General features: G+C 76.1%; 18 protein-coding genes. 5 read left to right on the top strand and 13 right to left on the bottom strand.

Going from position 1 to position 17808, the window contains the following annotated elements; all coding sequences use genetic code 11:
* Positions 1–175: 175 nt before the first annotated feature.
* From ACTWP5_RS07830 to ACTWP5_RS07820, 3 genes are read left to right on the top strand one after another with little or no spacing between them, the layout of a single operon-like run.
* The gene (locus ACTWP5_RS07830; RefSeq protein ID WP_443220038.1) at positions 176–1267 is read left to right on the top strand and encodes a FecCD family ABC transporter permease; all 1092 of its coding nucleotides are present in this window, start codon (positions 176–178) and stop codon (positions 1265–1267) included.
* Positions 1264–2127: an ABC transporter ATP-binding protein gene (locus ACTWP5_RS07825; RefSeq protein ID WP_443220037.1), complete on the top strand. Its 864-nt coding sequence runs from the start codon at positions 1264–1266 to the stop codon at positions 2125–2127. Before ACTWP5_RS07830 ends, ACTWP5_RS07825 begins: the two co-directional genes overlap by 4 nt.
* On the top strand, positions 2124–3146 hold the full coding sequence (locus ACTWP5_RS07820; RefSeq protein WP_443220036.1) for an ABC transporter substrate-binding protein: 1023 nt from the start codon (positions 2124–2126) through the stop codon (positions 3144–3146). Before ACTWP5_RS07825 ends, ACTWP5_RS07820 begins: the two co-directional genes overlap by 4 nt.
* Before the next feature lie 32 nt (positions 3147–3178).
* On the opposite strand, the gene ACTWP5_RS07815 is transcribed toward ACTWP5_RS07820, so the two are convergent.
* The 7 genes from ACTWP5_RS07815 to amiA form a co-directional block, all read right to left on the bottom strand.
* Complete coding sequence (locus ACTWP5_RS07815) at positions 3179–4939, bottom strand: ABC transporter ATP-binding protein (protein ID WP_443220035.1); 1761 nt, start codon at positions 4937–4939, stop codon at positions 3179–3181.
* A complete protein-coding gene (locus ACTWP5_RS07810) occupies positions 4936–6714 on the bottom strand; it encodes an ABC transporter ATP-binding protein/permease (protein ID WP_443220034.1) in 1779 nt (592 codons plus the stop codon). The genes ACTWP5_RS07815 and ACTWP5_RS07810 overlap by 4 nt, the downstream gene beginning before the upstream one ends.
* Positions 6711–7853 carry a SagB/ThcOx family dehydrogenase gene (locus ACTWP5_RS07805; RefSeq protein WP_443220033.1) on the bottom strand — a complete coding sequence of 381 codons (1143 nt, stop codon included), beginning with the start codon at positions 7851–7853 and terminating at the stop codon, positions 6711–6713. The genes ACTWP5_RS07810 and ACTWP5_RS07805 overlap by 4 nt, the downstream gene beginning before the upstream one ends.
* An 11-nt stretch (positions 7854–7864) precedes the next feature.
* Complete coding sequence (locus tag ACTWP5_RS07800) at positions 7865–9244, bottom strand: YcaO-like family protein (RefSeq protein ID WP_443220032.1); 1380 nt, start codon at positions 9242–9244, stop codon at positions 7865–7867.
* Positions 9241–10722 (bottom strand): CocE/NonD family hydrolase, encoded by a 1482-nt coding sequence (locus tag ACTWP5_RS07795; RefSeq protein ID WP_443220031.1) that lies wholly within the window; start codon positions 10720–10722, stop codon positions 9241–9243. Before ACTWP5_RS07795 ends, ACTWP5_RS07800 begins: the two co-directional genes overlap by 4 nt.
* On the bottom strand, positions 10719–11540 hold the full coding sequence (locus ACTWP5_RS07790) for a hypothetical protein (RefSeq protein ID WP_443220030.1): 822 nt from the start codon (positions 11538–11540) through the stop codon (positions 10719–10721). The genes ACTWP5_RS07795 and ACTWP5_RS07790 overlap by 4 nt, the downstream gene beginning before the upstream one ends.
* Positions 11541–11636: 96 nt before the next feature.
* A complete protein-coding gene (gene amiA, locus ACTWP5_RS07785; protein WP_443220029.1) occupies positions 11637–11750 on the bottom strand; it encodes a streptamidine family RiPP in 114 nt (37 codons plus the stop codon).
* 208 nt (positions 11751–11958) lie between these two features.
* On the opposite strand from amiA, the gene ACTWP5_RS07780 reads away from it, so the two are divergent.
* Positions 11959–13161, top strand: coding sequence for a hypothetical protein (locus tag ACTWP5_RS07780; RefSeq protein ID WP_443220028.1), 1203 nt, complete (start codon positions 11959–11961; stop codon positions 13159–13161).
* A gap of 186 nt (positions 13162–13347) precedes the next feature.
* Here ACTWP5_RS07780 and ACTWP5_RS07775 read toward each other — a convergent pair whose 3' ends face one another.
* Positions 13348–13905, bottom strand: a complete 558-nt coding sequence (locus ACTWP5_RS07775; protein WP_443220027.1) for a snapalysin family zinc-dependent metalloprotease — start codon at positions 13903–13905, stop codon at positions 13348–13350.
* 403 nt (positions 13906–14308) lie between these two features.
* On the opposite strand from ACTWP5_RS07775, the gene ACTWP5_RS07770 reads away from it, so the two are divergent.
* A complete protein-coding gene (locus ACTWP5_RS07770; RefSeq protein ID WP_443220026.1) occupies positions 14309–14821 on the top strand; it encodes a lytic polysaccharide monooxygenase auxiliary activity family 9 protein in 513 nt (170 codons plus the stop codon).
* Between the two features lie 201 nt (positions 14822–15022).
* Here ACTWP5_RS07770 and ACTWP5_RS07765 read toward each other — a convergent pair whose 3' ends face one another.
* The 5 genes from ACTWP5_RS07765 to ACTWP5_RS07745 form a co-directional block, all read right to left on the bottom strand.
* Positions 15023–15556, bottom strand: coding sequence for a hypothetical protein (locus ACTWP5_RS07765; protein WP_443220025.1), 534 nt, complete (start codon positions 15554–15556; stop codon positions 15023–15025).
* 63 nt (positions 15557–15619) lie between these two features.
* On the bottom strand, positions 15620–15796 hold the full coding sequence (locus tag ACTWP5_RS07760) for a hypothetical protein (RefSeq protein ID WP_443220024.1): 177 nt from the start codon (positions 15794–15796) through the stop codon (positions 15620–15622).
* 5 nt (positions 15797–15801) lie between these two features.
* Positions 15802–16746, bottom strand: a complete 945-nt coding sequence (locus ACTWP5_RS07755; protein WP_443220023.1) for a peptidoglycan-binding domain-containing protein — start codon at positions 16744–16746, stop codon at positions 15802–15804.
* Entirely contained in the window at positions 16743–17261 is a 519-nt protein-coding gene (locus ACTWP5_RS07750; RefSeq protein WP_443220022.1) for a hypothetical protein, read from the bottom strand. Before ACTWP5_RS07750 ends, ACTWP5_RS07755 begins: the two co-directional genes overlap by 4 nt.
* On the bottom strand, positions 17237–17803 hold the full coding sequence (locus ACTWP5_RS07745; protein WP_443220021.1) for a MauE/DoxX family redox-associated membrane protein: 567 nt from the start codon (positions 17801–17803) through the stop codon (positions 17237–17239). Before ACTWP5_RS07745 ends, ACTWP5_RS07750 begins: the two co-directional genes overlap by 25 nt.
* Between the last annotated feature and the right edge of the window lie 5 nt (positions 17804–17808).

The raw sequence follows: 17808 nt of genomic DNA, 5'->3' as shown, positions 1-17808 counted from the left end.
GCGGGGAGGCGGACGCGGGCGACGCCGCGCGGTGCCACGCGGTGCCACGCGGGTTTTCCCCGGACCTTCCGCCGCGAGTGATCGTCTTCACACCGGTCCACCATCCGTTGCCTGCCCACCGTCTCATGACTATGGTTACGAAAACCGTTTTCATAGAGCGCACGGAGGAGCGTCGTTGTCCGCCACAGAACAGGCCGCGCGGCAGCGGGTGCGACGCCGGTCCACGGGGGTGCTGGTGAGCACCCACCTCGCGCTCGTGCTCGCCATCCTGGCCACCGTGGTCGTCTCCGGCGCCACCGGCCCGGCCGAGGTCGGGGTGGCCGACACCGCGCGCGTCGTCATCGGTCACCTCGTCCCTGGCGCGCCGTGGATGAGCGACGGTTCGATCACCCAGCTCCAGGACCAGGCCGTGTGGCAGTTCCGCCTGCCGCGCACGCTGCTGGCCGGTCTGGCCGGGGCCGGCCTGGCGCTGGCCGGGACGCTGATGCAGGCGGCGGTGCGCAACCCGCTGGCCGAGCCGTACGTGTTGGGGGTCTCGGCGGGTGCCGGCGTCGGCGCGGTCGCCGTGATCACGCTGGGCTCGTCCGCCGTGGGCGGGCTGCCGCTCAGCGGCGCCGCGTTCCTCGGCGCGCTCGGCGCCACCGCCGCCGTCTACCTGCTGGCCCGGCAGCACGGCGTGCTGGCGCCGACGCGCATGATCCTCGCGGGGGTCGCGCTCGGTTCGCTGCTCAGCGCGGTGACGAGCTACCTGACGCTCACCACCGAGGCGCAGAACGTCTTCAGCGTCCTGTTCTTTCTGCTGGGCAGCGTGTCCGCGGCCACCATGGACCAGCTCGCGGTCCCGGCCCTCGCGCTCGCCACCGTGACGCTGTTCGCCCTGGCGAAGGCCCGAACCCTGAACGCCCTGCTGGTCGGTGACGAGAGCGCCACGGCCCTGGGCGTCAACGTCAACCGGCTGCGTGGTCACCTGGTGATCGCGGCCTCCCTGCTGACCGGGTCGGTCGTGGCCGTCAGCGGTGGCATCGGCTTCGTCGGGCTGGTCATCCCGCACACCGCCCGCATCCTGGTCGGCGCCGACCACCGCCGGATGCTGCCCGTCGCCGTCCTGGGCGGCGCGCTGTTCCTGATGGTCGCCGACGTGCTGGCACGAACCGTCGCCGAGCCCACCGAGATACCCATCGGCATCGTCACCGCCGTCGTGGGGGCCCCGTGCTTCCTGTGGCTGATACGGCAGGGGCGTGCCGCCAGGGCGGGGATGCTGCGATGAGGGTGGACTTCCGGGACGTCGCCGTGGCGCTGGGTGGGGCCCGCATCGTGCACGGCGCGACGTTCGGCGTGGCGCCCGGCCAGGTGGCGGGGCTGGTCGGCCCCAACGGCAGCGGCAAGTCCACGCTGCTGCGCAGCCTCTACCGGGTCACCCGGCCCGAGGCGGGCACGGTCGCGGTCGGGGGTGAGGACGTGTGGCGGCTGCCGCCGCGGACCGTGGCGCGGCAGGTGGCGGTGATGACGCAGGAGACCACCGCCGACTTCGACCTCGACGTGCTCGACGTCGTACTCCTCGGCCGGCTGCCCCACCACCGCGGCTTCGGCGGAGACTCCCCGCGCGACCTGGACCTCGCCGACCGTGCGCTGGCCCGCGTCGGCGCCACCGAGCTGGCGGGACGGCCGTTCGGCGGGCTGTCCGGCGGCGAGAAGCAGCGGGTGCTGCTGGCGCGCGCCCTGGTGCAGGAAAGCCAGGTGCTGGTGCTGGACGAGCCGACCAACCACCTGGACGTCGCCTTCCAGCTCGAACTCATGCGCATCGTCGGCGAGCTGGGGCTGACCACGCTCGCGGCGCTGCACGACCTGAACCTGGCGGCGGCCCACTGCGACGTCGTCGCCGTGATGAGCGAGGGGCGGATCATCGCCCACGGTCCGCCCGAGGAGGTGCTGACGCCCGAGCTGATCGGCGAGGTCTTCGGCGTTCGGGCGCACCGGCTCAGCCACCCGGAGACCGGTCGGCCCCTGATCGCCTTCTCCCCGCTCCCGCCCGCCCCGTCCGACCCGTCGGCCTCTTCATCCGCCTCGGCGGCTGCCTCGCCACGCGACGCGGCGCCCGGGCACCCAGCAAAGGAGCACGCGCCATGAACCGTCCCCTGCCCTCTCGCTTCGCCGTCTCCGGCACGGCCCTGGCCGGACTGGGCCTGCTCGCCCTGACCGCGTGCGGCTCGGGCGTCACCGAGCCCGAGGCGGACGGCGAGGGCACCGGCGGCGGGCAGCGGACCGTTCTCACCAACTGCGGCCGGGAGGTCGCACTCTCCGACACCCCCCAGGCGATCGTCGGCATGAGTCCCTCCCAGACGGAGCTGCTGCTGCGCCTGGGCGTGGGAGACCGGATGGTCGGCCAGGCGCAGACCGCCACCGCGCCGCTGCCGGAGGACCTGCGGCGGGAAGCCGAGGACATCCCCGTGCTCAGCGAGGAGGAACCGCCGACGCGGGAGGTGCTGCTGGAGGCCGGACCGGACCTCGTGGTCGCGCCGACCGCCTACGAGTTCACCGCCGAGCAGGGCTTCGCCAGCGTCGAGCAGCTCGACGACGCGGGCGTGGCCGCCTACATCGCCACCGGAGGCTGCGAGGACCGCCGCATGACGGGCACGGTCGAGGACCTGTTCACCGACCTCGACGCCCTCGGCCGTGCCCTCGACGTGCCGGACGCCGCCGCCACCCTCGGCGAGGACGCCCAGGCCACGCTGGACGACGTCGCCGAACGCGTCGCGGGCCAGCGGCCCGTGACGGTCGCGCAGGTCTACGTCGAGGGCAGCACGCTCTCCGCGATCGGCGCCGGCATCGAGTACGACATCATCCAGCGGGCGGGTGGGGAGAACGTCTTCGGTCCCGACGACGCCGCGTTCGCCGAGTTCTTCGCCGCCCAGATCAACCCCGAGGTGCTCGCCGAACGCGATCCGGACGCGCTCGTCTTCGCCGTCAACAGCCCCGAACACGAGCAGGCCACCCGCGACTACCTGACGCGTACCTTCCCCGAGCTCGACGCGGTGCGCGAGGACCGCCTCATCGTGATCTCCGCCTCGGACGTCTACCCCGGCACGCTCGGCAACGTCGACGCGGTGGCGGACATCGCCGCGGGCCTGTACCCCGAAGCGTTCTGACGCGACGCCAGCGGCCACACGGCCGGCGGCGCTCAGGACGCCGTGACGGCGAGCACCCGGCCCAGCGCGCTGTCGGAGCGGGCGGTGAGCTCCTCCCAGGTGCCCTCTTCCGTGATGCGGCCCGCTTCGAGGACGGCGACGCGGTCGGCGCGGCGGATGGTGGCGGGGCGGTGGGCGATGACGATCGTGGTGAGGTTCTTCGTGCCGAGCACGGCGGCGAGCTCGGCGTCGCCGGTGGTGTCCAGGTGGGCGGTGGTCTCGTCCAGGACGAGGACCCGCGGCTCGGCGAGCAGGGCGCGGGCGAGCGCGATCCGGGCGCGCTGGCCGCCGGAGAGGGTGGCGCCGCGCTCGCCGACGAGGGTGTCCAGCGGGGCGATGGCCGAGACCCCGCACAGGTGCGCCGTCTCGGCCAGGAGGCGGTCGTCCGCGTCCGGAGCGGCGAGGCGCAGGTTGTCGGCGAGGGTCCCGAAGAAGAGGGGGGTCTCCTGGCCCACCACGGCGACCGCGCCGCGGAGGTCGGCGTCGGAGAGATCGCGCAGGTCGACGGGCTCGCCGTCGTCGGGCAACAGCTGGACGGCGCCCTTGGCCGGATCCCAGAAACGGGCCAGCAGGTGGGCGCAGGTCGACTTCCCCGCGCCCGAGGCGCCGACCAGGGCGACGGTGCGCCCCGCGGGAACCGTCAACTCGACGCCGTCCAGCACGGGCTGGCCCCCGTAGTCGAAGCTCACCCGGTGCAGCCGGACGCCCAGCGGGCCCGGTGGAAGCGGGCGTGGCGCGGCGGGCGGCGGGGCGAGCGCGGGGGCCTTGACGGCCGCGTCGACCCGGGCGGCGGCGGCGCGCAGACCCACGGCCTGGCTCAGCGCCCGGCCCGACTCGGCGACCGGGCCCAGCACGGACAGGGCCAGCGCCATCGCCGCCGGGGCCCACGCGCCGTGCAGGCGCCCGGAGGTCACCGACTGGGCCGCGGCGAGGACCACGCCGAGGAGCGCGAGCACGATCAGAAGGTCGCGGACGGCGGCGGCCACCGCCTCCCAGGTGGCCTCGGTCCGCTGGGCCTCGCCCACCTCCCGGCCCTGGTCGGCGAGGCGGCGGCGGCGCGTGGTCAGCCCGCCGAAGGCGAGCAGGTCGCGCAGCCCGTCGACGGTCTCCACGGTGTCGGCTGACAGCCTCGCGGCGGCCTGCCGGGTGCGGGCCCCGCGCGCCGCCCGACCCCGCGCGTCGGCGAAGGGGGCCGCGACGAGCAGCGCGGCGACCGGCAGCACCGCCGCCAGCAGCCACGGCTCCACGGTGGCCAGTGCCGCGGCTCCGCCGGTGAGGACCGCGCCGGACGCGAGGAGCTGGGCCGTGGTGTGGGCGTAGAAGAACTCCAGGGCCTCCACGTCGGCCATCGCGGTGGCGGCCAGGTCGCCGCTTCGTCTGCCGGCCACCCGGGCGGGCGCGGCGCGGGCGAGTCCGTCGAAGGTCCGCACGCGCAGCTCGGCCAGCACGCGGTAGGCGAGATCGTGCGAGAGGTCCATCTCCCGCCAAGTCAGCAGGGAGCGCACCAGGGCGAGCACGACGAGGGCGAGGACCGTACCGGTGGCGGGGGCGCGGTGCTCGATGAGGGCGGTTCCGACGGTGTGCGCGGCCAGCGTGACCAACGCGACCAGCGAACCCTGCTCGACGAGGGCGGTGGCGCAGGTGCGGGCCACCATGGCCCGGTGTCCGGCGAGCGCCGGCAGGAGGGCGCGCAGCGACCCTCGCGCCGGCACGGAAGCGGCGGTGCGGGCTCCGTGGTCGACGGTGGTGCTCATGCGAGGTGTCCCTTCTCGTGGGCGCCGGCGGCGTGGGCGCCGTCGGCGTGGCCGGCCGTGACGCGCCCGGCCGTGGCGAGTTCGGCGTAGAGGCCGCCGGCATCGACGAGGGCGTCGTGCTCGCCCAGGGCGTCCACCCGTCCGCCGTCCAGCACCACGATCCGGTCGGCGTGCCGGACGGCCGCGAGCCGGTGGGCGACCATCAGCACGGTCCGGCCTCCCGCGGCGTCCAGCAGCGCGCCGACGATGTCCGCCTCGCGCCGTACGTCGACCGAGCTCGTGGCCTCGTCGAGGACGAGCACCGGAGCATCGGCCAGCAGGGCTCGTGCGAGGGCGAGCCGCTGCCGCTGGCCGCCGGAGAGGGTGGCGCCGCGCTCGCCGAGGACGGTGGCGTAGCCGTCGGGGAGGGCGGCGATCTCGTCGTGGACGCCGGCGGCGCGTGCCGCGCGGACCAGGTCGTCGTCGCCCGCGTCCGGGCGGGCCAGGCGCAGGTTGTCGGCGATGGTGGCGTGGAAGAGGTGGGTCTCCTGGGAGACGACGGCGATGCCTCGTCGCAGCGAGTCGAGCGTGTACGCGGCCACGTCGCGGCCGTCGATCGTGACGCGGCCCCGCCGTGGCTCGTGGTGGCGCAGGAGCAGGGCGATGAGCGTGGACTTCCCGGCGCCCGACGGGCCGACGATCGCGGTGGTGCGCCCCGCCTCGGCGGTGAAGGTGACGCCGCTCAGCGCGGGTTTCGCCGCACCGCCGTAGCCGAACTCCACGTCCTCGAAGCGGATGCGGGGCGGCCTCGGCCAGTGCGCCGGTGCCGTTCCCGCGTCGGCGACGGTGGGTTCGCGGGTGCGGAGGGCGGCGAGGCCGTCGGCGGCCGACACGCCCAGGTGTCCGGCGTGCCACTCGCGGGACAGGTCGCGCACGGGGCGGAAGCACTCGGAGGCCAGGAGCAGCACCAGATAGGTGCTGGTCGCCGCGGTGGATCCGGTGGCGGCCGACCAGCTGGCGAGCAGCGCGGCGGCCGCGGTGCCGCCCTGGATGGCCAGGTCGGTCAGCCCGGTGTCGACGAGGGAGACGCGCAGCTTGGCGACGGTCGCCCGGTGCAACGCCGCCGAACGCTTCTCCAGCCGCGCCCGGGTGCGTCCCACGGCGCCCGCGGCGCGCAGGGCGGGCATCCCCTGGAGGGCCTCCAGGTAGTCGGCGCCGAGCCCTTCGTAGGTGTCCCAGTGCTCCGTGCCGCGCCGGGCGAGGAGACGGTCCCAGGCGCGTGGCCCGAGCAGGGCGAGCAGCAGGGCGGGGACGAGACCGAGGAGGGCGCCGGGTTCGATGGCGGCCATGGCGGCGAGCAGGAGGGGCGGCGCGGCGAGGGTGACGAGGAGCTGCGGCAGGTAGCGGGAGACGTACGCGTCGACGCCCTCGACCCCGTCGACGAGGGTGGTGCGCACGGCCCCGGCGCGCGCGGCCGTCAGGTGCGCGGGTCCGAGCCGCCCGAGGTGGGCGAGGAGTTCGTCCCGCAGGCTCACCCTGACGCGCGCCCCGGCGCGGGCGGCCGTGCGCCGCTGCCAGCAGCCGAGCCCGGCGCGGGCGGCGACGACGCCGAGCACGGCGGCGAGGAGCGGAGGCAGGCGACTCGTGTCGCCCCGGGCCACGTCGGCGAGGGCGAGGGCCAGCAGCACGGCCTGCGCGAGGTGGGTGAGGGTGACGGCCGCGAGCAGGAGGGTGGCCGCGAGCAGGGGCCGCCGCGCGTGGCGGGCGGCGCGGCGCAGCTCCGGATGGACGATCACGAGGTCTCCTCCTCGGACTGGACGGACCGGGCGGAGTGGTCGGAGTGGGTGGAGTGGGCGGAGTGGATGGTGCCGAGCGCCAGGCCGTGAACGATCCAGCCCCTGCCCGGCGCGCCGCCGAGCGCGGCGCCCAGGTCGGCCTGCTGCCAGGATCCGACGGGGCGGCCGGCCACCCCGCGTCGGCTGGCGGCGACGTGGGCCAGTCCGACGGCGAAGCCGGCGCGCAGGTGGGCGCGGCGGATCCGCGGTGCCTCCGCGTCCCGCGGGCAGCCGTAGCCGAGCAGGACGGCTCCCGCGTCGGCGAGCCACGCCTGACCCGCGGCCCAGGCGGCGAGCGTGGGCCGGGCCTCGCCCGAGGCGAGGCGGCGCAGCGTGCCGTCGGGCGCCAGCTCGACGAGTTCGGGACGTGGGGCGCCGACGGCGACACACCAGGCGAGCTCGCCGGCGCCCGCCTCGGTGGCGGTGGTGAGCACCGCACGCAGCTCCTCCCGGGGCGGGGTGCCGCGCAGCGGTGGCGGGGCGCTGCGGCGGGCCAGCAGCTCCCGGGGCGTGGGGGCCTGCGCGTCTCGGCGCGTCCCCTCGGACGGGGCGATGTGCAGCGCCGCGAGGGGCTCGTCGTCGGTTCCGTCGAGCAGGAGCGTCGGTGGGCCCGCGGACAGCGCGCGGGCCGCGAGCCACAGCGCGGCGGCGGCGTGCCCGGTGTCCAGCAGCATCAGCGGCCAGGCACGGTGACCGTAGTGAGAGATCGTGCGCCGCGGGGTGACGGAGAGCTCGATCCTCGCCCCGGGGAGCGCGGCACCGGGTTCGGGACCGAGACGGTGCACGCGGTGGCGCAGCGGGTCGTAGCCGTAGCGCCCGGGCGGCAGCGGGCAGCGGCCGCCCACGACGAGCTGGGCGTCGACCGGGTGGAGCGCGCCGGCGGACGGGGTGGGCCGCAGCCGTCCGGCACGGTCCGCGGCCGCCAGCGAGAGGCGCAGCAGCCGCCCCAGATCCAGCTCCCCCGGGCCCGCCTCCGGCAGGTGGCGCGGCGGCCCCGGCCACGCGCGGACGGCGGGCCCGGCGGGTGTGTCCGGTCCGGGCTGCTCGCGGGAACGGGCGCGGGCGAGGGCGGCGACGAGGTCCACGGGGGGGAGGTCCACGGGGGCAGCCCTCACATGTGGGGTGGAGGAGCCAGCGTGAAGTCCTCCGGCGCGCTCGGCGCCCTCGTGCGCCAGCCACGGGCCACGGCGGCGTCGGCCAGGCGCGGGCAGCCGAAGTAGCCGAAGGCGGCCGGGGCGTTGGGGAGGAGCCCGGAGACGAGGACCCGGGCGACGCGCAGCGACGTCTCGGCCACGTCCTCGGTGGTGAGGTCGAACGTCATGACACGGTGGCCGCCGTCGCGGAGCGCGCGTTCCAGCGCCTGACGGCTGCCGGGCTCGACCGCCTCGACGGGGACGGTCCCGTGCGCGGGCTCGGTGAACCGCCGGGCCTGCGCCGCCATCCGCTCGTCCAGCCAGACCTGGACGTGCGCGCCCAGATCCCGCACGTGGGCGAAGTGCTCACCGCACGCGTCGAGGTAGCGGCGGTCGGCACGGTGGTCCAGGTACAGGCCGCGGGCGAGCAGTCCCGCCTCGACGGCCTGGAACACCCAGCCGTCGGGGTCGGTGAGGCCCTGGGTGAAGACCCAGGTGTGGACGGCCTCCAGCACGGCCTTGCGGGCGGCCTCGGCCGGGTCGTACCGACAGGCGAAGCCGGCGGCGTGGATGCCGAGCTCGGGATCGTGGACGAGCGCGGCCACGCAGGGGGCGAACTCCGAGGGCGTCTCGGCGAGCCAGACCGCCAGCCGGGACCCGGCGAGGTCGTCGGCGAGGCCGGGCACGCTGGCCGGGTCGATGCCGCGGGTCGGGCCGTCGAGGTGCCACCACAGTTCGAGCGCGTCACGTTCGACGGTCTCCAGCAGGCCGCGCTCGACCGCGTCGTCGAAGCCCTGCCCGGTGGCGATGCCCGCGTAGTTGAGGTGGTGGGTGCGGGGCAGGGCACGCAGCTCGCCCTGGCGCCAGTTGAGGTGGGTGAGCGCGACAGGCGCCCAGACCTCGGCCGTCTCCCCGCCGGGAAGCCGTTCCCGGCCGCGCGTCCACAGGGCCGGGGTGTCGGGGGTGAGGGGACGGTAGGGGAAGCGTTCGCGGGCGTACTGCCAGGGGGCGTAGGCCGGCACCTCGTCGGGGCCGTACAGCCGCAGCCCCCTCCCGGCCAGTTCGGCGGCCGTGGCGCGCAGCGGCGCGGCGGGATGTCCGGGAGGCGGCACACGGTTGCCGCAGTACCGCTCGACGCCCTCGGCTACGGCGGCCGTGCGGGCGGCCTCGGGGTCGCCGAACGTGGTGCCGAGCGACACCCGGTCGGCGGGCCACAGGCCGAGCCTGCGGGCGTCGGATATCTCGGCGGTGAGCGCGGTGCAGCGGGGCGGGGTGCCCGTGGGGTGCTCGACGGGCCTGACCCTACGGACGATGCCGCAGACGGGGTCGACGAGTGCTTCCGGCGGCAGCGCCGTCATCGAAGGATCTCCTGTACCGGATCGGTGGGTGTGGGGCGGGACCGGAGCACGGGGAGCCGCAGGGCCACGCGCCCGGGGCCGACCTCGCGTCGGGAGGCGAGGAGGCGGGCGGCCGTGACCGGGTCGTCGCCGGTGTGGGGGTTGCGGGCGTGGGCCGGGAAGTGGTGTCCGGCGATCTCCAGGCGGAGCCGGGTGCCCGCGCGCAGCCGCCGCCCGAGGCGGCCGAGCGCCACGGTGAACTCCGCGGCCCGCCCCGGCGGATCGGCGCGGCGGGCGACGCCCACGGCCAGCCGCTCGGCCGCGCCCTCCGGGGTGATCGCGGCGAGCCGGGCGAACCAGTCGGCGCACGGCGTGTCGGCCCTGGCCTCCAGCCGAACCTCGGCGGGCCCGACGACCTCCAGCGGGTGGGGCAGCGGCGCGGTGACGAGCAGGCAGCGGTCGGGCGTGCCGTCGGTGGGGACGGTCAACTCCCCGGAGGTCACGGGGCGTTCGGGATCCGCCGTGAACGAGGCGCCGTGCAGCGGCAGGACGTCCAGCGTGCGCGGCTCGCCCTCCGCGCCGGCAGGCAGCCACAGGGGGCTGCCGCCCAGCGCGATCACGCCGTGGCGCCCGTGCCGAAGCTCTCCGGCGAGGGCGAGGCGGGCCCAGCGCGCGTAGAGGTCGCCGAGGCTCACCCGGTGCGCCGGGTCGGCGTCGAGGCCGGGCTCGGCGACGAGCCCGTGACCCCAGGTGCCCATCAGCAGCCGCGCCGAGGGCCCGCCCCAGCCGCGCCACAGCGCGACCGTGTCCTCGGCGAAGTGGTCATGGTGGCCGCCCACGGCGAGCAGGGGTGTGTCGGCGCGCCCCGCCCGCGAGGTGAGCCGGCCGCGCTCGCGGTGCCGCCACACCCCCGGCCAGGAGGGCAGCCCCCGCCCGAGCCGTGTGGGGAGGTCGCTGACCGGCAGGTGGGCGAGCAGCTCCGGGTCGGCGGCGAGGGCCTTCGCCAACGCCTCCTCGTCGGAGTCCCGCCGGTCGCCGTGGGCCGCCCACCACCCGGCGCGGGCCGCCAACCGTTCCACGCCCGAGGGCTCGCGAGCCACCTCGGCGGCGCCCAGCGCGGGCACGGCGGCGATGACGGCGTCGGGGCGGGCGCCCTCGGGCGCCCGCAGCGCGAGGGCGAGGGCGCAGTGCCCGGCGTAGGAGGCGCCCGCCGCCACCAGTCGCCCGTCGCTCCAGGGCTGCCGCCGGATCCAGCGGGCGGTCTCCGCCCCGTCGGCGGCCTCGTTCTCGTACGGCTGCCACGCTCCCGCCGAGGCGTGCCGCCCCCGCACGTCCTGGGCCAGGCACGCGAACCCGCGCCGGGCCCAGCCGCGCAGCTCGGCGCGGTGCCGCCGCCTGTCGTAGGGCGTACGGACGAGGACGGCGGGGAACGGGCCGTCGCCGTCCGGGAGCTGGACGTCGGTGACCAGGCCCTCGACGGCCGCGGTGAGCAGCCTCATCCGGCCCTCTCGGGCATCGGGGCGACGTCGGGGACCGGCAGCACGGGATGCTCGGTGACGGTCAGCGTGCGCAGGTCGACGCGGCGCAGACGGCGCCGGGCGGGCAGCCCGCCGGTGTCGGGCGCGTCGGTGGCCCACCGGGTGAGGTCGTGCGCCAGCAGCGCGGCGAGCAATCCGGCCGCCGCGGCGGTGAGACGGACGCGGGCGCCGGACGTACGAGGGCCGTTCCAGTACGCGGACAGCTCCCGGTGCGCGGGCGTGGCGGCCAGCCGGCGCGCGCGGACGTGGGCCGAGGTGACGTCACCCGCGGCGGCCGCGAGGGGCTCCACGTACGCCTGCCAGCCCTCGCGGTGACAGCGCAGCCAGGCGACGCCGCGGTCGGGCAGCCGGTCGGCCGCCTCCCACAGCCCTTCGGGCACGGGCCCGTCGAGACACCACACGACGGCGGCGGGCCGCCGCCCGTCCGTCACGGCGTCGGGTTCCGCCGGCCGCGGCGTGGCGCCCTCGGCCCGCAGGTACGCGGCCAGCGGCTCGGTCAGCGCGGCGTCACCCACCAGCCAAACGTCACGGCGCCCGGCGGGCCACTCCGTCGGCCGTGGCTCCCCCGTGAGGTAGCCGGCGTCCTCGAAGGCGCGGCAGAGGCGGTCGAGCTCCGCGTCGGGCTCGCCCGACGTGCCGGAGAGCCGGGTGAGCAGTGCGTCCCGGTCCGCCTCGCCCGTCCGCACGCCGAGGAACTCCCCGTCGGCCGTACGCACGGCCAGGCCCCGCCCGGGCACGGCGACGACCGCGACTCCGGGTGCGAGCTGTCTACGGGACACGTCGGTTCTCCTGTCGGTGAGGGCCGTGGGCGAGGGCGTGGGCCGTGGGCCCGCCCGGAAGGCAACGGGCGGGCCCACGGCGTGCGTTACCCCGTGTCACTCCTCGGTGTCGTCGAAGGGGTTCTCGACGAGCGCGTTGGAGTGGGAGGCCGAGTCGTGGGCCAGCTGGCCCGGGTCGGCGATCGGCTGGAAGACCTGCTCGTTCTCCATGAACTCTCTCCCTGTCGCAGCGGGGCGCGGGGTTCGGATGAGCACCGCAGCGCTGATGATAATGAATATGGTTTTCTTTTCATACCCTTGGCGGGTGGTGATCCGGGTGACATCGGCCGGCCGCCCCCCGGGATCCCGGCCGACCGCGGCCGATCCCGGCCGCGCCCGAGCGCGCGGCGCCGTCACCACCGTTGACCGTGGAGGTCCCGTGACGACTGCCGGCCCACTGCTCCTCGTCTCCGACCACGTGGCGGGACACGTCCACGTGCTGACCGTGCCGGACGGCATCGAGACGGGCCGCCTCACCCGCCGTCACCTCTCCGAGCACGCCGGGTTCCTGGCGCTGCCGGGCGGGCGGACCGCCTGCGTCGACGACCGCAGGGGCGAACTGCTGGTGCTCGCCCCGTTCGGCCACGCCCTGGTGGAGGCCACGATTCCCGTCGCCGTGCCGGCCGAACATCTCGCCGTCGACCCGTCCGGCCGGTGGGTGGCCGTCACGACGGGCCTGGGGAGGAACGACGGGCCGTGGTCGGACCTGCTGACGGTCGTCGACCTCGCCACGGGAGACGCGGCCCGGACGCGCACCCGCGTGGGCGAGCCGGGCGTGACCGTACTGGGCGGCGGGGACCCTCTCGTCGTCCTGCGGCACCGGGAACCCGGCGCGCTGGCCGTCCACCGTTTCGCCGACGCGCTCGGCGCGCCGCCCGGCTGCCCGCCGCTCGTGCCGCACGCCTCCCTCCCGCTACCGGACGACGGACACGGAGACGCCCACGCCCCGCACTCGGGCCAGGTGTTCGCCGCCACGGGCGAGGGGGTGCGTCCGGCGCGCCGGGACGGCGACGCGCTCGTCCCGGAACCGGTGATCCCGTGGGGTTCGCCCGCCCGGGGGTGGTATCTGCGGCTCGACCCGCGGCGGCGCACGCTGTGGTCGACGCTGCGGGGCGGCCCCACGGACCCGCAGCGGTGGCCGGAGTGGACGAACCAGGCGTGGCGCCACGACCTGGAAACGGGCCGCACGACCCTCACCGAACTCGGTACGGGGCTGGTCTTCCGGCTGGCCCTCGCCCGGGACCACGCCGCCTTCACCCGCATCCACCCCGACGGCGACGAGCTGATCCTGCTGCACGCCGACGGCACGACCGCCCACCGCCTCCCCCTCCCCGCCATGGACGGCGCCCCCCGACGCGGCGGCACCCCCTGGGAGGGCGTCCAACGCCGTGCGGTGGCGGCCTCGCCAGGAGCGGACTGGATCGCCGTCACCCGCGGCGGCCACGGCGAGGTTCACCTCGTCGACGCCCGAACGGGCGGCGAGGCGGGCCGCGTGACGCTGGACACGCCCCTCCACCACGGCGGCCACGCGACGCTCCGCACGCGGACCGACGAGGCCGAGGGCGACCCCGTGGGCCGGTGACGGCCGGTCGGCACCCGTGTGGCACACCACGAAACGGCCCGGGTCCTCGTCCTTGCCCCTCGTCCGTGTCCTTGTCCGTGCCGTGCCATGCCGTGCCGTGCCGTGCCGTGCCGTGCCGTGCGAGGAACGCGGCGCCCTCCCGCGCGGGGCGCGGGTGAGGCGCTCCGTGCGGGAGGGCGGGTGAGGTCAGTCGCGGTACAGGCGGGGGCCGTGGGTCCACGCGGCGGCGCCGCTCGCGAAGTTGTCCTCGACGGCGGCCCGTTCCGCGGCGTTCGGGTAGGGGTTGGTGCAGGCGGTTCCGGCTGTGGAGCCGGACATCAGGCTGCTGCACGGGCCGGGCTTGATGTCGGGCAGGCCCAGGATGTGGCCGAGTTCGTGGGCGGCGATGCGGACGGTGTCGTAGCCCTCGTTCACCGCCTGGCGGCCCATCCAGACGATGCCGTTGCCGAGGCTGGTGGTCAGGGCGCGCGGCCAGCCGTCGTCCGCGACGATCTCGATGTTGGCACCGGCGCCCGGCGCGGCGGGCTCCAGGCGGACGTTGGCGACGGTCTCGTTCCAGACGGCGGCACCGCTGTCCACGGCGTCGACGAACTCCTCGGCGCCGGAGGCGTCGTAGGTCAGGACGACGGCGGCGGCGGTCTCGGCGGGTGCGGCGGTGGCCGTCGCCGGGGTCTGGGTGAGGGTCCAGGACAGCGCCACGACCAGCGTGGTGACCAACGCCCGTGCGGCGTTCTTGAGTGTCACGGTGATCCTCCTGTGGGGGGACGGGTGCGACGGTCGCCGGCCGAATCATGCTCATGACATGGAGCCGGGACAGGAGTCATCTGCCCCGCCGCGCGCGTCCCTATCCGCGCGCACGACGGTCGCGCGAACGCCGACGGCGGCCTCGTTCGGGTCGTGGCTGGCCGGGTTTCGTCTTGACCGTGTCCCGTCACGTCCCTAGGGTCCGAGTCACGCATGCGGAACAGGACGGTACGGGCGACAGCCGTCGCAACTTCACGGGGCGGCTGCGGCACCCACCGTATGGCGACGTCCTGTTGAAAGTCCCCCCACCCAGCGAAGTCGCCCCGAGGGCGGCCGGCACGCAGCACACCGACGCCTTCCACCCCCACGTTCGGGCGGCTTCCCTTCCGTGAAGGAGTGCTCCATGCACGCCAAGAGAAAGCTGGCCCTGGTCATCGGCGCCGCGGTGGCCCCGCTGATCGCGGTCACCCTGCCGGCGAACACCGCCAGCGCGCACGGCTACATCAACTCTCCGCCGAGTCGGCAGGCCCAGTGCTACGAGGGAACCGTCGACTGCGGTCAGATCAAGTACGAGCCGTGGAGCGTCGAGGCGCCCAAGGGCAGCATGCAGTGCAACGGCGGGAACTCGCGGTTCCCCGACCTCAACGACAACAGCAAGCCGTGGGTGGCGACCCCGGTCAGCCGCACCACGCAGTTCCACTGGATCCTGCAGGCCAACCACGCCACCAGCACCTGGCAGTACTACGTCAACGGCCGGAAGGTCGCGGAGTTCGACGACGGTGGTGCCATGCCGCCGACGTCGCTGTCGCACACCGTCGACCTCCAGGCCTCCGGCCGGCAGACGGTGCTCGCGGTGTGGAACATCGCCGACACGCCGAACGCCTTCTACGCCTGCATCGACGTCAACATCCAGTGAGCACCGCTTAGCGCGGCAGGTCGTGCCCCGGGGTCGGCGGTGACGCCGGAACCGGGGCACGACGCGTGCCCTCACGGGACGTCAGAACGGACACCTTCCGCCGGCGGCCGTCATCGGCGGCGGCGGCGCGGGAGCCCCTTCCCGCCTCGCCGTGTGCGCGCTGCCCCGCTGGGCGACCCGGGGCACGCACCAGCCCGCGCGTCAGCCCAGCGCGTCCGCCGAGAGCAGCGCGAGCAGCGCGAAGGCCGTCGCCACGGCCAGGCAGGCGCACACCGCCATCAGCCGCTCGCGCCGCCCGAGCCGCCGGTCCCAGGCGGTCGAGTCGCCGGCCGTCAGCCGCATGACCGGGGTCAGCGCCCGCCCCAGGCCGAACCCGAGGCCGGCCAGCAGCGCGGCGGCCGGCGAGCCGCCGCACAGCAGCACCGCGACGGCCATCGCGTAGGGCGCGCTGGCGGAGACGTAGGTGCGGACGCCGGTGCCCAGTTCGAAGCCGAACTGGAGCGTGCCGCGGACCAGGTTCCGCTGGAGCACGTCCTGCGGGATCTGCCGGGCGTTCTGCGGCAGGGGGACCCGCACCAGGTCGGCGTCCCGCAGCGCGCCGAGCAGCGCGAGAGCCGCGACCAGGCCGAGCCGCCCCGTCTCGGGAACGGCCGAGGCGAGGCCCGACAACAGCCACAGCGCGGTCGCCGTGAGGGCACCGCCGAGCACCAGGCCCGCGGTGAGGACGCCCAGCACCAGGGCCTGTCGATGAACCGCCCGCCAACCTGGCGAGGCCAGCGCGAACGCGCTGTTGCGCGTTCAAACGGAGCCGGAGAGCGAGTACCCGGCCAGGCCGCCGGTGATCGCCCACGTCAACAGGGGCGCGTACACGACCGCCAGCAGCGCGACCCCGGACAGCGCCAGCACCGGCACCAGCGGGTCCGTCAGCCGGCGCCGCCAGGTCGGCGCGGCGCCCGGCTCGGACGGGGAGGTCACCGGCACTACGCGGTTCCGGTGAGGGTGCGCCAGGAGACGGGGCCGACGATGCCGTCGACCGTGATCTCGCGCAGCTCCTGGAAGTGGGTGACGGCCTGCCGGGTGAGGTTGCCGAAGACGCCGTCCACGGTGAGCGCGTAGCCGTGCTTGTTGAGCTGTGTCTGGGCGCCGCGCACCGCGTGGCTCCGGTCGTTGAGGCGGACGGTGACGACCAGCTCGGGCCAGCTGGTGGCGTCGACGACGCCGCCGCCGGGAAGGCCGCGGTCGGTCTGGAACGCCGTCACCTGGGCCTCGGTGTCGGGCCCGAAGATGCCGTCGGCCTCGGTCGCGAACCCCCAGTGCGTCACGAGGTGTTGCACCGTGGCGACGTCCGGCCCCCGGTCGCCGTTGGCGACGGTCGGCCAGGTGACGGCGCCGGGGCAGCCGCACTCGGTGGTGTAGCGGCAGATGGAGCGCACCCAGCCGGAGCTGGTGCTGCGGTAGCCGTCGTGGCAGCGCCGCTCGGTGCCGCAGCCGCAGGCGCCGCACGGCTCGCTGTAGCGCCACAGCCAGCCGTCGTAGGTGCCGGAGTAGCACTGGTTGGGGCGGAGCGTCCAGGTGACCCCGTCGTTCTTGTGGAAGCCGAGGTTGGCGCCGGACGTCTCGCAGGACTCGGCGTAGACGGTGCTGGGGCCGCAGCCCGGGGAGCAGTCGTGGCCGGAGGCGTAGGTGGGGCAGGTGCCGGTCCAGATGTCGTAGCCGTCGGCGTAGGCCTCGCGGGCGGCGGAGAAGACGCCGAGGGCGGCGAAGCCCACGGCGGTGGCGGCCTGGAGCACGCGGCGACGCGGCGGGACGAAACGACCGCCGGGGGACGGCGTCGGGAAGGCGCTCCCGCGCCGCGTCCGGTCGGGCCCGAAGGCGGCGGCCGAGCCCGCGCGCCGCAGCGTCGGAACCTGGTCGAGGGGGGTCATGACGCGCTCCTTACCTGGCCGCGGTAGAGGGTGTCGAGCAGTTCCAGCAGCTCGCCGCGCGAGCCGACCGGCTCGGAGCGCAGCACCAGCCCGCCGTCCCCGACCGCCACCACGAAGGGCGTGGCGATCGCGTCGTAGCTGTCGAAGAGGTCGGGGCGGTGGCCGACGGCCGGCAGCGTGGCGCCGGGCGCCGCCTCGGGCACCTGACCCGCGTAGAGCGCGAGCAGCACGGGGCCCTCGAAGGAGCGCCCGCTCGCCCAGTCGCTGGCTGCGGCCAGCACGTCGCGGCAGGTGCGGCACCCGTCGCTGAGGAAGAGCAGGACGGCGCCGCGCTGGTCGCCCACGAGCTCGGCGACGCCGGGAGCGGGGGCGCCGGGCTGGATGCCGACCCGCCGCGGCGGCCGGACGGCGCCCTTGGAGAGCTGGTGGACCTGGCGGATCAGTCCGGAGACCACCAGGGCCAGCAGGCAGATGGCGACCCAGCTCGCGATCAGCGCGCTGGTGACGAAGTCCACGGTGAGGTGCCTCCTTCGGCCGGGTCGTTCATCGCGAGGGGGAGCACCCACAGCAACGCGCTGAAGGTGAGGGCGGCGAGCAGCACGGTGGCCCGTTCGGCGGGTCCGGCCGCCGGCGCGGCGCCGCCGGCCACGAGCGCGGAGCCGGCCAGGGCCAGCAGCGCGAGCGCGAGGGCGCGGCCGGCCACGAGGTCGCTCATCGGCACCTCGGCGCGGGAGCAGCCGCAGGGCCCGCCGCGGCCGGTGGCCACGACGTGCCGGGCGTATCCCGCGTAGGCGGTGAACAGGACGGCCGCGCCGGCCAGGACGAGGGCCAACGCCGGGCGCCCGCCGGTGACCAGGGCCGCGGTCCCGGCGAGGGCCGCCAGCCCCTCGGCCGCCGTGACGGCGGCGGCGACGGCGGTCAGGGCGCGCCGGGGCAGCACGCCGTGCCGGCGCAGCGCGTCGGGCAGCGCGGCCGGCCGCGTGAGGTGGGAGGCGCAGCCGGCGAGGAGGGTGAGGAGCACGACGCCGGTGGCCGCGGAGGCGCAGAAGGTCGCCACGGCCG

It is taken from the genome of Streptomyces sp. 4N509B (genome assembly GCF_052245655.1).
Lineage (GTDB): Bacteria > Actinomycetota > Actinomycetes > Streptomycetales > Streptomycetaceae > Streptomyces.
This window is presented reverse-complemented; position numbering and strand designations above follow the sequence as displayed.